The organism is Mesorhizobium sp. M1006, from assembly GCF_040318825.1.
Lineage (GTDB): Bacteria > Pseudomonadota > Alphaproteobacteria > Rhizobiales > Rhizobiaceae > Mesorhizobium.
In genome coordinates this window covers 22,272-35,174 of record NZ_JAMYMZ010000032.1, presented here as the reverse complement: position 1 = coordinate 35,174, position 12,903 = coordinate 22,272, and the positions used below count along the sequence as shown (strand labels likewise).

At 57.3% G+C, this 12,903-nt stretch carries 13 protein-coding genes and 1 pseudogene; 9 read left to right on the top strand and 5 right to left on the bottom strand.

Annotated elements, in window-relative coordinates; genetic code table 11:
* The first annotated feature begins 45 nt into the window (after nt 1–45).
* The 9 genes and pseudogenes from NKH60_RS24575 to NKH60_RS24540 all read left to right on the top strand — a co-directional run.
* On the top strand, nt 46–636 hold the full coding sequence (locus NKH60_RS24575; RefSeq protein WP_352784325.1) for a hypothetical protein: 591 nt from the start codon (nt 46–48) through the stop codon (nt 634–636).
* 14 nt (nt 637–650) lie between these two features.
* Nucleotides 651–1,085 carry a hypothetical protein gene (locus NKH60_RS24570; RefSeq protein ID WP_352873628.1) on the top strand — a complete coding sequence of 145 codons (435 nt, stop codon included), beginning with the start codon at nt 651–653 and terminating at the stop codon, nt 1,083–1,085.
* Between the two features lie 158 nt (nt 1,086–1,243).
* Nucleotides 1,244–1,528, top strand: coding sequence for a PGN_0703 family putative restriction endonuclease (locus tag NKH60_RS35190; protein ID WP_502899831.1), 285 nt, complete (start codon nt 1,244–1,246; stop codon nt 1,526–1,528).
* Between the two features lie 171 nt (nt 1,529–1,699).
* The gene (locus tag NKH60_RS24565) at nt 1,700–2,767 is read left to right on the top strand and encodes an SIR2 family protein (RefSeq protein WP_352873655.1); all 1,068 of its coding nucleotides are present in this window, start codon (nt 1,700–1,702) and stop codon (nt 2,765–2,767) included.
* Nucleotides 2,688–3,452, top strand: a complete 765-nt coding sequence (locus tag NKH60_RS24560) for a hypothetical protein (RefSeq protein ID WP_352873657.1) — start codon at nt 2,688–2,690, stop codon at nt 3,450–3,452. Before NKH60_RS24565 ends, NKH60_RS24560 begins: the two co-directional genes overlap by 80 nt.
* Nucleotides 3,449–4,075, top strand: coding sequence for a hypothetical protein (locus tag NKH60_RS24555; RefSeq protein WP_352784323.1), 627 nt, complete (start codon nt 3,449–3,451; stop codon nt 4,073–4,075). The genes NKH60_RS24560 and NKH60_RS24555 overlap by 4 nt, the downstream gene beginning before the upstream one ends.
* Complete coding sequence (locus NKH60_RS24550) at nt 4,072–6,507, top strand: AAA family ATPase (RefSeq protein WP_352873626.1); 2,436 nt, start codon at nt 4,072–4,074, stop codon at nt 6,505–6,507. Before NKH60_RS24555 ends, NKH60_RS24550 begins: the two co-directional genes overlap by 4 nt.
* Nucleotides 6,508–6,608: 101 nt before the next feature.
* A complete protein-coding gene (locus NKH60_RS24545; RefSeq protein WP_352784319.1) occupies nt 6,609–8,387 on the top strand; it encodes an SIR2 family protein in 1,779 nt (592 codons plus the stop codon).
* 55 nt (nt 8,388–8,442) lie between these two features.
* Nucleotides 8,443–8,773, top strand: a pseudogene (locus tag NKH60_RS24540) (UvrD-helicase domain-containing protein); the annotation flags it as partial.
* 396 nt (nt 8,774–9,169) lie between these two features.
* Here the strand turns inward: NKH60_RS24540 and NKH60_RS24530 are convergent.
* From NKH60_RS24530 to NKH60_RS24510, 5 genes are all read right to left on the bottom strand, one after another.
* A complete protein-coding gene (locus NKH60_RS24530; protein ID WP_352785623.1) occupies nt 9,170–9,403 on the bottom strand; it encodes a BrnA antitoxin family protein in 234 nt (77 codons plus the stop codon).
* 71 nt (nt 9,404–9,474) lie between these two features.
* The gene (locus tag NKH60_RS24525; RefSeq protein ID WP_352785625.1) at nt 9,475–10,527 is read right to left on the bottom strand and encodes a hypothetical protein; all 1,053 of its coding nucleotides are present in this window, start codon (nt 10,525–10,527) and stop codon (nt 9,475–9,477) included.
* 384 nt (nt 10,528–10,911) lie between these two features.
* On the bottom strand, nt 10,912–11,343 hold the full coding sequence (locus NKH60_RS24520) for a type II toxin-antitoxin system VapC family toxin (protein ID WP_352785628.1): 432 nt from the start codon (nt 11,341–11,343) through the stop codon (nt 10,912–10,914).
* Nucleotides 11,340–11,954 (bottom strand): DUF433 domain-containing protein, encoded by a 615-nt coding sequence (locus NKH60_RS24515; protein ID WP_352873623.1) that lies wholly within the window; start codon nt 11,952–11,954, stop codon nt 11,340–11,342. Before NKH60_RS24515 ends, NKH60_RS24520 begins: the two co-directional genes overlap by 4 nt.
* 100 nt (nt 11,955–12,054) lie before the next feature.
* Nucleotides 12,055–12,858 carry a hypothetical protein gene (locus NKH60_RS24510; protein WP_352873621.1) on the bottom strand — a complete coding sequence of 268 codons (804 nt, stop codon included), beginning with the start codon at nt 12,856–12,858 and terminating at the stop codon, nt 12,055–12,057.
* Between the last annotated feature and the right edge of the window lie 45 nt (nt 12,859–12,903).

The following is a 12,903-nucleotide window of genomic DNA, read 5'->3' as shown; positions in this document are numbered from 1 at the left end:
CTGCTTTTCGCAGCGCATGTGGGCCAATTTCACTAAGGAGTTTGAATGACCGATAACGCAGAACTTGATGGATTGATCGTAGAAAACTTGTTGGACCTCGATGCCGCTGCAAAGCGAATTGAGGTCATTGGTGAAAACATTTGGGAGTCGATTATCGAGCATCTCGATGACTGGGCAAAGAAACAAGGCTGGAAAGGAGCTTTCGAGCGAGATAATCCTTGGACGGCTCCCCAAGAATGGTTTCTAGAAGGTCAGCCGGAGGCTTGGTTCTATCCGGACAAGGGACCGGATGATACCGGCGAAGGCATAGGTCAGGAGCCTTACTTCTGGCTCTCCCGCTATCTTGGTGTCGCAGGCGGCCAACTTTGTCTTTGGTTCGGGCAAGACTCCACGGGCACGAGGAAATGGAAACCCCTCGCGAAAGATCACGCTCGCGTTTTGGCCGAGACCGATTTCCATCTCAGCGATAGCGGCAACTTCTACACGGTGTGCAACCTGGATTCAAAAGCAGTTGCTGCCGCGATTGCCGATGGCCGCCTTGAAGAGGCGATGACCCCGCTACTGGAGGCTTTGGAACGAGCAGACAAAGCCAAGACTCTGTTTTCAACATTGCTCGCTAAGGCGAGGAAAGCCTAACGGTCAAAGTCACCATGACGGATCCATGCGAGCCTCACTTCGTACTACAGGAACGCACGCGGCAGGCTGCCTTCTTCGAAGCCTACCTTCCCGGCGAAGCCGGCTTCGAAAGGAGCGCCTTTCGCCTTGCTCCCGCGAACCGCCTTTCTAACCTAAACCCCGACATCCACGACATTGCCAACCGCTATTTTCGCCGACAATGCCATCGCTTGGCATCAGCATGCCGCTCATGGCCTCTCGTCACAGGTTTGCTGCCTGAATTTCCTGATGCCTCTCGCGACGCGCGTCCGGAGATGTTGCCGCGACTCGTCCAAAGCGCGCTTGGCGACTTGCCGGAAATGCTGAAGGTCGAGAAAGGGCCGGACGGTGAACCCTGGTTCGTCGGCTTTGAATGGATCGGCCGTACGGATTACCTGAACGAATGGCCCCGAAGCGCGCCGCCAATGTGACAAGCGCCGATGCCGTTTGCGTTCCGGCAGGCAGGCCGAGTCGAGACCTTGCTCGTCGAGTGGAAGTACACTGAATCCTACGGCGCTCCGCCCGAGCCGAAGCGCGAAGCGGAGCGTCTCGCCGCTACCAGAACATCGCCTTCGCGCCGATCGGCCCGTTGCGCAGCAGTGCAGACCTGAAGCTCCCGGATCTGTTTTGGGAGCCGTTCTACGAGCTCTTTCGTCAGCAAATGCTGGCATCGCGTATGCAGGCCACGAAGGAAGACGGCACGGAACGCGTCCGCGTTCTGCATATCGCGCCTGACCTTGCCCCCAGTTTCTATCCAGTTTTGAGTTCGTTTCCGGCGTGGGTTGTGCCCTGCTGGGCGGGTCAAGCGACGGGCGGATGGCATTTAGAAATCACAATTTCCGTTTTGTGCAGCCCCCAACGATCTTTGCTGTAGGAAATCAAGGATTAGCCGCTACTATGGCGAGTGGGGGGCGATAATGGATTCTACGAGAACCGAGGTGTTGTTCGACGAGTGGATTCTCGGTCGCCGAGGTTATGATCTCAGGGCTTTCCGTCGCTCCCTTCGGCGGAGCAGGGAACGCCCAGGGTGTGTATTCCGGTGGAAATGACACCTCTGCCCACAGCCTCCTCGATCACTGTGCTGGATACCCTCCAGAAACTTGACGGCGATTTTCGCGCGATGGCAGTTGCCATTGAGGATGGCGAGTTTGCGCTTTGGGTGGGGTCCGGCATTTCACGCAAGGCGCCAAGTCTCGGCGGGATCGTCATTCGCGCCATGGAGTTCCTGCGTAAACATGCAGTGGATCCCGACACCCAAGCAAAGTTCGAGCCCGCGTTTCGAGCCGCGCTGAAACTGAGCGAGATCAACGTCGATGTAGTAGAACCGCACTTTCAGGAACAGTTCGCGGATTGGCCAACTGAGCTTCGCGACAAGATCGTCAGCGTTCTCTGGAATAAGTATTCCAAGCTTCTCGACATCCGAATCAAGGGCGAACGCGAGGATTATCTGCTTTGGGAGGGCGTCGACATCCGTGACGCTTTCAAGGACCCCGCACCACCGGCTGCCGAGCATCTATCTATCGCGATCCTGATCCTCGAGGGTGCCGTCAACGAGATAGCATCTGCAAATTGGGATGGCTTCATCGAAGCCGCGGTGGAGCGCCTCGCCGGGGGCGTAAAAGGAAACCTGCAGGTTGTCGTTGATCCAGGTCATCTACGAGATGCTGCGGCCAAGGCCCGTCTCCTCAAATTTCACGGCTGTATTGTCCACGCAACAGAGGATCCCGACGTATATCGTGAGTTCCTGACTGCTTCTGAAACCCAGATCATCGGGTGGCCTGAAAACCCGAAGTTTGCGGCAATGCAAACCGAAGTACTTTCTGCTGCAACTAATTTGAAAGCTTTAATGATTGGCCTTTCGCTGCAGGACGTGAATCTGCAGGCGACCTTCAATAAGGCTCGCAAAGCGAACCCGTGGCCTTGGCCTTGCGAGCCTAGAGCTCAAGGCCATGTCTTTTGCGAAGAAGCGATCAGCGACGGTCAGCGCACAATGCTGAAAATGGTGTACGCGGGCACGTATAACGAGTTCGTCGATGAAATCGAGGGCGGTGCACATCTTCGATCCTGGGGCGGAGCAGGTTCTGCTTGCGCTGATCCTGAAGCTGCTAACTGACAAGCTGAGCGCATTGTTGAGTCTGCGTTTGGCTGGGACTGTGTTCGTAGGTGAGACTGAGCCTATCATAGCCGGACTCCACCGAATGCGGGATGCGATTGCGGGTGCAATTGGTACTGATCGAACTGAGTTCACCACACGCGCCATCGCTGTATGGTCGCGCATGATTAGCCTGTTTCGTAATGGTCACTTGCCGACGAAGCCTGACGCGTATGAGGTGATAAGCACGACTCCGGTTGGACAATTGGCGGGCGACATGAACGTACGAGCAGCCGGTTTTGGAGAGATGGCCATCGCGCTTTCTCTTCTCGAACACGGCCAGAACGTGAGATTGTGGGAGCTTAGGCCTCCCGCGGACGAAGCCCTTGGGGCAGGCGCGATAGCAAGCACGGGTTCTTGGCCGGGTGCTCCTTCACGCGCTATTTTCCTCGCCCGATCGACAGGAGTTGCTCTTGATCTTCAGAAACATGGGGCCTTCGCCAACGAAAACACCGTTGTCATTCATGCCGATGACGTGTGGCAACAAATGTTCCCTAACAATGTCGATAGCGCGCGCGTACGCAGCCGCCCTCCCGGCCGCACAGGCAAGGTCGGGACACGACATGTCAGCATAGCGCAGATGCTCGATACCGAGCCAGATTTTGCCAGTCTGAAGACAAGGTTCGTCAGCGAGGTTACGCTATGAACGACACTCTGCTCGTGAACGGCCTGGTTAAACGTTTGGAGGCGGCTGGCTACACAAGACTGGCGACCCCCTTCAAGGTTGCCACAGTGGACTTCGAGTTTACCGCGGCATTGCGCGGCAGTGACGGTCGCGGGCTCGACCTCATCCTAATTGTCGATACGGCTACCGGCGACCATGGCGATAGGGATGCGACGCGGGTTCGGCAGCGTATCGAGACGCTCAGCCGGGCCCTGGACATCACGCAATCGCGCTACGTGCTGACAGTGATCCTTGCTGGAGCGATGCTGCAGGGAGACATGGAAGCCCTGTCCGCGACGTGTCGAGTCCTCAGCGTGGAAAGTGCCTCCCTTGACGCCGACGGCCGGCCCATCAATGTCGCTGTTGCCGAAGCTCTAGACGACCAAATCCGTGTCCTTTTGCCGTTGGACCTAGGTTCGGACGAAGCGGATGAACGCACGTCGAAAAGCGACACGATGACCGAACTTCTTGCAGCGCTTCCGAAGACCCTAGATCGCGAATTGGTCGACGGGCTCGTTGAGGCGTCGGTTCATGGAGAGGAGGCGGTTACTCAGGCTCTTGGCGCACGTCTCGGCGAAGTCCTGACGCTGCGGACCAGCTCATGACTGATATTCAGCTCCAAGAACTCGAGGTCTCCAACTTCCGTAGCATCAAGGGTATGGTGCGCGCTCCACTAGATGCTAAGGTCATACTCGTCCATGGTGAGAACGGCGCCGGCAAAACCAGTCTTTTGTCAGCGATCGAGACGGCGCTCACTGGGCGTGTTGTTTCGTTGGGCCGAGCGGATCCGCAGTATCAAAAGCAATTGCTACACTGCTCGGCAGAACGCGGGCACATCGACCTTCGTACTCTTGGGCTGGCCGGAGGCAATCATTTCCATTCAGTTCTGACGAGGGCCGGGGTCGAGCCTGGCGAGAAACTGCCGGCTGGACCAGCATCGTTCTTCAGTGAACGGTGTTATCTGCCGCAATCGTTCCTCGGACAGCTGTTGCAAATCTATCAAGATTCGGACTCGGCTCCGAATTCGCCCTTGTCGCGGTTTGTCAACGAGTTGCTTGGCCTTGACCGCCTTGATGCAATTGAAACAGGGCTGCTCCCTGCAGCGGACATCAGGAATCTAAGGAAGACCACCGACCGCTATGGTCAGGTCGAGTATGAAAAGACACGGCTTGAGCGAACCCTCTCGGAACATCGCGGAGCCCGCGACGCGGCCGCGAAGATAATTGCTGAGGCACTTGGCGATCTAAATCTGGCGCTGGCACAGTTGGAGCTTCTCAACCCGATCGACGAAACGCGCTTAGATTTGATCGAGGAGGCGATCTCCCAATCGCCGGAAGATGCGCAACTGAATGATTTGGCAGGCCAGCGTCGGCAGGTGTTGGCCGTCCAACAGGAAGCAGTGCGAAACGTTTCCACCGTTTCGCAACAGGACGAAACGAGTCTCTCTGAAGCCCATGGTAAGGCGAACAGCGACCTCCAGGGATGGCAGAGAGAGTTCGAGAACGTATTCTCCCAACTACGTGACCGGGTCACTAAGATTTTGCCCGATGTAGTTCTATCGCAAGCCGATCCGGAAGCGATGCGCCTTGATGCGCTGAAACTTCTGCGGGCGCGGAAAGTGCAGCTCAACGAGCGCGAAGTTCGCGCCGCTCAAGACACCAAGCGCGAATCGGAAGTGACGGCGGAACTGATCGTCGCCGGCAAGCATCTCACGACGATTGACGGCGAGATAGGACGCATAGCCACCAACTCGGGGAACCTGGCCGCTGCACTCGCGGAGCTGTCGTCTTTCGTTTTGAACGATCACTGTCCTGTGTGCGATCGCGATTTTGCCGAGAAGGGCCAAGGTCCGCTTACCGAGCATTTGAACCACAAGGTGCGGACCCTTTCTGGATCGGCAGAGCGTTTGCTTGGCCTGAGTACGAACAGAGCCGAGCAGCAGGTCTTGGTCGAGCGGCTAGAACGCGAGGCGACCGAGCTCAAGTCGCGCCTTCTAGAACCGAAAGCCCTTGCGGACCTTGAGCGCGAGTCTGCCGATGTTGATGCCCTGGTTGTTGAACTTGATCAGCGTGAGAATGTCGCTCGAGAAGGATCGCGCCGAGCTGCGGTCGAGACCGCCACGCGCCGCGCTCTCGCTGGCCACCAGTCTGCGGATCTGGCTCGCACCGCCACGATGGCAACATTGACCGAGCTCACTGAAACGCTCGGTCAGGCGGCGCCAGAACTGATTGCCACGCCCCAGTCCGCCATCGTTCAGCTCCTGGATGCGCTCGATCAGCGAACGGCTGCATTGAACACGCGCGTCAGCGCGCGTCGCACTGCCAAGGATGCTCTCCGGCGAATACGAGCAGAAGTCGCGAGACGCGAGTTCGCCGAGAAGCTGATCCGTGACGATACGAGCACATATAGTGAAGTCGAAAGCGCCCTAAGCAAAGCAAATGGGATCCGCGCCGACGCTCAGAAAATCAGGGCAAAGGTTGAGGTTGTTCGTTCGCGCATTATCGTTCGGGAATTTAATGAGCGGCTAAACCGCCTCTGGCGAGATCTCTTTGTCCGGCTGGCGCCGAATGAACCCTTTGTTCCTGCGTTTAGGATCCCCAGCGAATCGACGCATCGGCTCAATCCGAAACTCATTACCACCCATCGCTCGGGCGGCGCCGGCGGCACGCCGGGCGCAATGCTCAGCGCCGGGAATCTCAACACCGCTGCACTGACGTTGTTCATCGCACTCCATTTGAGCGTCGCGCCCCAGTTGCCATGGCTGATCCTTGACGACCCGGTTCAATCGATGGATGACGTGCATATCGCCCATTTCGCGGCGTTGCTTCGGACGCTTTCAAAGGGACAAAAGCGTCAAGTGATCGTGGCTGTGCACGATCGTCAACTCTTCGAATATCTGAGACTCGAACTCAGTCCGGCATTTGCCGGCGACAGTTTGTTGTCACTTGAACTCTCGCGTGGCCCTAAACAGGATACGCGATGCTTACCTGATCGGCGTAGTTTCAAAGAGGAAACTGCGCTGCGGTCGGCAGCATAGGTTCATAGTTCACAGATTTAGCAGGGGAATATTCACGATCGCTGTCGGAACGAACTTCTACTGTCCTGACATATCAAGAGTCATATGTTGTTGGAACCCGCATGAGCATCTTGGCAGGCGATCCTCTCACTCAACTTGCCTTTTCTATATTTGAGAACAAGGGCGTTTATGCGCTGCTGCTGGGATCAGGGCTCTCCCGGTCAGCGGGAATACCAACGGGCTGGGAAATCACCCTCGATCTCGTTCGTCGCGTCGCCTTGGCACAGGGAGCGGCGGATCCGACCGATTGGGCCCAATGGTATCGAACCCAGACTGGTAGCGAGCCAAATTACTCTATTTTGCTGGGAGAACTTGCATCATCGCGCGCAGAACGACGGTCAATCCTGCACTCGTACATTGAACCTGATGAACAGGATCGAATTGATCGGCGAAAAGTCCCCACGGCCGCACATCATGCTATCGCCGGATTGGTCCGTGACGGCTACTTTAAAGTGATCGTCACGACGAATTTTGATCGGTTGATGGAAAATGCGCTCAGGGAGGCAGGTGTTGAACCAACTGTGGTGTGGTCGGTGGATGCGCTCGCCGGAGCAGAGCCGTTGTCCCACAGCTCATGCTACATCTTCAAGCTTCACGGTGATTACAAGGATGCGAGAATCCTTAACACCGATGAAGAACTGAACGGCTATCCGCCCGAATATGACGCGCTTCTCGATCGGATTTTCGATGAGCACGGACTTATTTTGTGTGGCTGGTCTGGCGACTGGGATCATGCACTACGTGCAGCCATCTTACGGGCACCAAACCGACGATATCCTACTTTCTGGACCCTGCGTGGTGAACCGGGCAGCGGTGCTGGTGAACTGATTGGCCACCGAAAAGCACAACAGGTGACGATTTCAGACGCAGATACATTCTTCGTCTCATTGGCCCAACGAGTCGAGACCCTAAGCCACACCCGGAAACAAAATCCGCTAAGCGTCGAGCTACTCGTTAGCACTGTAAAGCGGTATTTGGCCAAGGGAGAGCATCGCATCCAACTTGACGAAATCATCGCGCAAGAGGGTGAGCGCCTATTGGATCGGATGGGCATGTCCGAGCTATCGCCACAAGGCAGTTGGACTCCGGAGGAATTTCGCGGTCGCGTCCAGATTTATCAGGCCGCATCGGAGCCGCTGGCCAGAGCCGCCGGCGCGATGGGTCGGTGGGGTGACGGCGCGGAATTTTCGCAGTTGTCCGATATCGTAAGGGCCTTGGTTTCGCATGCCAACAAGGAAGGAAGTGGCCTTAGTATTTGGCTTGGACTCAGGTCTTATCCCGCATTGTTGGTGTTTACCGCCTACGGATTGGGGTTGGTCCGCGCTCAACGATGGAGAGAATTGCACGACCTGTTCTATCTCAAGATGCCCCGCGAAGACCGCACCCCGAAGCCATTGGTGAAAACACTTTTTCTTTGGGACTGGAAAGGCTTCGATGAAAACACATGGAGGACGCTTGAAGGACTGGATCGTCGAAAGACACCTCTAAGCGACCATCTTTTGAATGTTTTCACCGAATGGGGTCGGTCGTTTGTTGGGATGCAATCCGAACTTGGACTGATCTTCGATCGGTTCGAGACACTTGGGGCGCTCGCCCATTTGGAAGAACACAGTGAAGATGAATTGAAGGCTACCCTTTCTGTCCACGACCGCAAGGAACGCATGTCCGTCGGGCGTATTGGCTGGCGTGAAACGGCACGACAGGCCGTGGAACAAGATTTGCTCGTGCCGCCAATCCGCGCCGATCTACTGAAGGCCGGCTTTGCCCACGGAAGCGACGCCTATCTAGACTTTTTCGCCCTCAATCTCAGGCGTGTGGCCGGCTGGATGGAGTGGCAATAAAGCCAACGGCCACTGCGGAGCCATTACGAACAAAACGAGAAACGTGATTCAGTGAATCGAGCAGCGGCGTGCTGTCGAGCGTGGCGTCGTCGACGCAAAGGCGATGATTGCGGCACCTCTTCTCACTCATCGCAGGCGCGGGATCGGGAAAGACCAACACCCTCGCCCATCGGGTCACCCATCTGATTGTTGGCGGCGCAGATCCGCGCCGGATCCTGCTGAGGACATTCTCGCGCCGTGCGGCGGCCGAGATGTCACGTCGGGTCGAACGAATCTGCAACCGCGTTTTCAACGGCAATGGCGGCGTGATGGCCGATGCTCTGACATGGGCCGGTACCTTCCGTGGAATCGGCGCGCGGCTTCTGCGTGATTATGCCGATCAGATTGCCGATCAACGGCCAGTCAGAGTTCGATCGAATAGCAACCGGATTGTTGGAGGCGATATTCCCTGCCAGCAAGGGAATTCGCCTGCTTGGAATCTCGCTGTCGTCGCTTGGCGACGAGAGTGATGACGGAACCCAACTCCGGTTCGATATTTGACGACCGGCTGAAAGAAAAAGCCCGCCGCGGGAGGAGGTGTGGCGGGCTTGATTGGACGGCAGCATTCGGGAGGAATAAATGCCGCCCTAAGTCGCCAACGTCGGGAGGAGGTGACCTCGACGAAATTCGATGCCAGCAACCTACTTGATACAGCCGCCGTATGAAGAGCGAGTTGTGCATAGCAGCATTGCGCATCCAGTGCAGCTTGACGCATTATTCCGTCTTCTCAATTAGCGATCGCATCAGTCGCGTTTATGCGTGATGGCTTGTCTCAACGTGTCGTTGATCCGATCCTGCCAGCCCGGCCCGTCCTCTTGGAAATAATCGAGCACTGCCCGGTCGATCCTGATTGAAACAAGCTCCCTGACATTTGGAGCAGCCGAGGCTTCGCGAACCACTGCAGGCTTTTTGATCGGCTTGAACGCTGCTTCTGCGGCAGCCAAGGGATTTGTGGGTCGGCGCGGGGGACTTGCCATTGCAATAGACCTGTTTGATCGTGGGGAGGTAATCGAACCCGATACTCCGGTCACCTGGTTGATTGAGCAAGTCAGCTGAACGGGGAAATCGCCGGGTCGGGTTCGTCGAACTCGAACTCAATCCAATCATCACCATCGTCTTCGTCAGTCTTGATGACATTGATGGCCGTTGGACGCTGACCCTGCTGAAGATTCCTCAGGAAGACATTCTGTACCGGGCTTGGCCGGGATGGCTGGCGACGGCTAGCCTCAACATTCTTGGCGCCATTATCCGCGAGCGTCCGAAGGCCGGCAAGAACCTCCATCAGTTCCCGCGAACTGATGCGGATTTTCTTTCCTTCCATCTGGTATCCTCCGTGATGCCCAAGGTCGTATCCTCGCTCCCGTGCGCGCAGCGCGCCGTTGACCGGCATCGCCACGGGTTTCGGAAGCTTTCCGATCATCGCGGTAAACAAGGCACTCAGCTGGTCTTTAGCATCAAGTCCCGGGCGGACCACAAGGATGTGGTGTACTCGGCGATCCGCGGGGTCAACCCGCGGCCACAATTGCTGTGCCTCCCGGATCGTCAACAGGAGAACGAAATCGATCGATGAATATTGGCGCAAGAAATCTTCGGCGATTGTCTCGGCTGATACTTGATTTTGACTATGTTGACATTCGGAAAGAGCGGCGCAGTCCCCGTCGCACACAACCACGCCTGTAACGCCCTCAGCACCGCGGAGTTGCACCGCCTTTGGCTTGAGCGCGTTGAACAGCGGGTTGCGGTCCTTAATCCGCGGGACGTCATAGGCGGCGAATCCGCCTTGGCTGTAGGGCGATTTCGCAGGATTTATCGTGATATCCAAGCCTGCGTCATCGCTGTCAATCGCGACGCGCAACGGCCATTCGTCTGCACGTATCTGGTTGCGCAACTGTGGCACTATCTCGTTCCGGACAAACGCCTCCAGCTGGTTGCGGGGAGGCAGCCGCAGCACGGTCCTGGTTCCTCGCCCGGTTCGATGGTCCATCGACTTAACGCGCAAATCCACGCCGCCGATAGGCAGTCCCAATTTAGTCTTTTCTTTCTCAATAAGCGCGCTCAGCTCGAAAAAAGGATTGCCGTCATCGAGACCCTCGTCTGACACGGTAGTAATGTCTGCGGTGAACCGAAGGTCCCCATTATCGAAGAAGGCGTCCGGGCGACTCCCCGAAGGGAGTGGAACCTCGCTCCGAAGCATGCCGGAATCCGCTAGAGCATGAAGAACTGCGACCTCCCACATTGCCGCAAGCCGATCTCTGCCCGGTCGGTTAAGTCGCGCCGCTAGATTGTCGACCGCGCTGCCCTCAAGAGTCGCGCGTAGGTCGTTTAGCCGCCGTTGCAATGCTCGTCTCGCAAAAATCAAGCGCAACCCCCGCCACTCTTGACGAGAGTCGTGCAGACAACCAGCTTGTTTATCTCGGTGTGAGTCTGCGCGGCCTGGGCCATTAACACGATGGCGGAATGGGCGAAGGGTTTCTCGCGCACGTGGTCAGGCCTCGAGCTCTTCAGGCGGATCCTTGAAGGGGTTAAGGATGCGAACACCACGTCCGGCAAAGTCCCGCACATTCCGCGTGACGAGAACAAGCCCATGAACCCTCGCCGTAGCCGCAAGCGCCAGATCCCACCGGTCTTTGTTCTTGCCCGCAAGCAGACGGGTCCACTCCGCCACCACGGGCGCATCAATAGGGATGATGCGATCCGAAAACGACTTCTCCAGCGCATCGATCGCGGCGAGAAGGACTGCGGAGCGCTCCGCATCGCGGCCCTTGAGAGCCTGCGCGCCGCGACGCTTTTCGAACAGCGTGGCGGCGCTCAAGCGCAGGTCGGTATCGTCGATGGTTGCGAGCCAGCGGCGAACATTCTCGTTGCCGCGGGCTCCTGCCTCTCGAAGGACATTCTCATCGAGAAGGTACAGCGTCACGGAATTGGCCGAGGCGCCGATTCCTCCGGTCTGTCGTCTCCATCGAAGACGCCAAGGTCGGCCATCTCCGACAGCGTCCGCTTCAGGCTCCGAGGAGCGTAAGGCCGACCGCGCTTGGGATAGGCCTTAGCGTACTCGATCGCTGCCTCAACCTGAGTCTTCGACAACGACGGAAAATCGCTCAGGATCTCCTCGACGGTCTGCTCCTTGGAGAGCGCAGCAACCAGATGGGCGGGGATCCCAGTATCCCGGATCAAAGCCTCGGACTGGTCCTCACTGCGATCCACCCAGTTTCGAATGTGCTCGAGCCGAGCGAGGCGGACTTCCAGATCGCTGTCGATCCGCGCGAGGTCGAGGTCGAGCTTGCCCCATCGCACCATATGGGTGCTGGCAGATAACTTCCGCAGCGCCTCATAGAGGCGCCGCCGACCAGAAGGAGTGAGGTCCTTCTCGAGCTCATCGGCCAGTCGCAGAAAGCGAAGTTCCGCTGGACCGACGAGGCGCTGCACGGCCTTGCCGACCCTGCGCTGTTTCGCACGGATGACACCGGTATCGACTGCCTTGTTCAGCGTCGTGGTTGACCGGTCGAGGACATAGCCCGCCTCGCTCAACGTCAATGTCTGTGGGGAAGCCATCGGTACCTCCTTCTCTAATTCCTCCCCAATCTAAGGATGAATTAGAGAAGATGCAACCACCGAGCGTCGGATGGCCTCATGCAGCGGGCGGGACGCGGTCGCTTGGCTGACCATCAATCTGTGTGAGAATCCGTTTGACCGCCTCGATATCACCTCGATCGAGCTTCTTTCCGTAGATGCGTTCAACCCATTCCGAGCTCATCTCGAGATAGCGTAGCGTCGCTCGAAATTGGGAAAGGGTTTCGGGCTTAAAGAACCATTTGAAGTTCTCCCAGGCCGTCATTGTCACCTTCACCAGCTCCTGAATCGTAGCCGTGAGAAGGTTGGGAACAAAAAACGGGCCCATATGAGCGTTGGCGCCCGGCTCCGGCCGGAGCATGGTGAAGCCGGCGAATGTCGGGTGTGCCGCAATGGCCGACAGAAGCTTATAGTGTTCGTATCGCTTCTTGCCTTCATAGCCGTCCCGCTTGTCGAGCACTTCCCGGATCTTCGCTTGGTTGAACTCCTTGTTGCGCTTCTCCTCTGGAACGGCTTTCCACGTCTGGATCAGCGCCGGGTCGGTTGAGAAATAGTCGAGCAGGAACCCAGTCTCCAGAATGTCCCGGGTCGGCAGGCCCGCCGCCTGGTAGTACCCTCCCAAAGTCAGCCTGATCGAGGCGCCGAGATCGTTGAAAATCCTGGCCCCGAGCAGCTTGACGATGAGCTGGTCCTCGTCCTTTTCATCATAGGCCATGCGGTAGAACTGCAGCAGGTCCATCACGCACTCGATCATCGCCAGATGAAGGCTGAGGTCAGGATCGGCCTCGATCGTCGCGATCGATTTCTGCCATACGACTTCCTCACCGGTGTGAAGAAGCTTGAGGTTCTCAGGAATCGGCATCGTGATATGGCCTCCATCTCTGGCCGTCCGAATCTGACGCATACG

Coding starts and splice junctions, on each gene's coding strand:
- NKH60_RS24575 (WP_352784325.1), top strand. CDS start 46: ATGACCGATAACGCAGAACTTGATGGATTGATCGTAGAAAACTTGTTG.
- NKH60_RS24570 (WP_352873628.1), top strand. CDS start 651: ATGACGGATCCATGCGAGCCTCACTTCGTACTACAGGAACGCACGCGG.
- NKH60_RS24565 (WP_352873655.1), top strand. CDS start 1,700: ATGACACCTCTGCCCACAGCCTCCTCGATCACTGTGCTGGATACCCTC.
- NKH60_RS24560 (WP_352873657.1), top strand. CDS start 2,688: ATGAAATCGAGGGCGGTGCACATCTTCGATCCTGGGGCGGAGCAGGTT.
- NKH60_RS24555 (WP_352784323.1), top strand. CDS start 3,449: ATGAACGACACTCTGCTCGTGAACGGCCTGGTTAAACGTTTGGAGGCG.
- NKH60_RS24550 (WP_352873626.1), top strand. CDS start 4,072: ATGACTGATATTCAGCTCCAAGAACTCGAGGTCTCCAACTTCCGTAGC.
- NKH60_RS24545 (WP_352784319.1), top strand. CDS start 6,609: ATGAGCATCTTGGCAGGCGATCCTCTCACTCAACTTGCCTTTTCTATA.
- NKH60_RS24530 (WP_352785623.1), bottom strand. CDS start 9,403: ATGGCAAGTCCCCCGCGCCGACCCACAAATCCCTTGGCTGCCGCAGAA.
- NKH60_RS24510 (WP_352873621.1), bottom strand. CDS start 12,858: ATGCCGATTCCTGAGAACCTCAAGCTTCTTCACACCGGTGAGGAAGTC.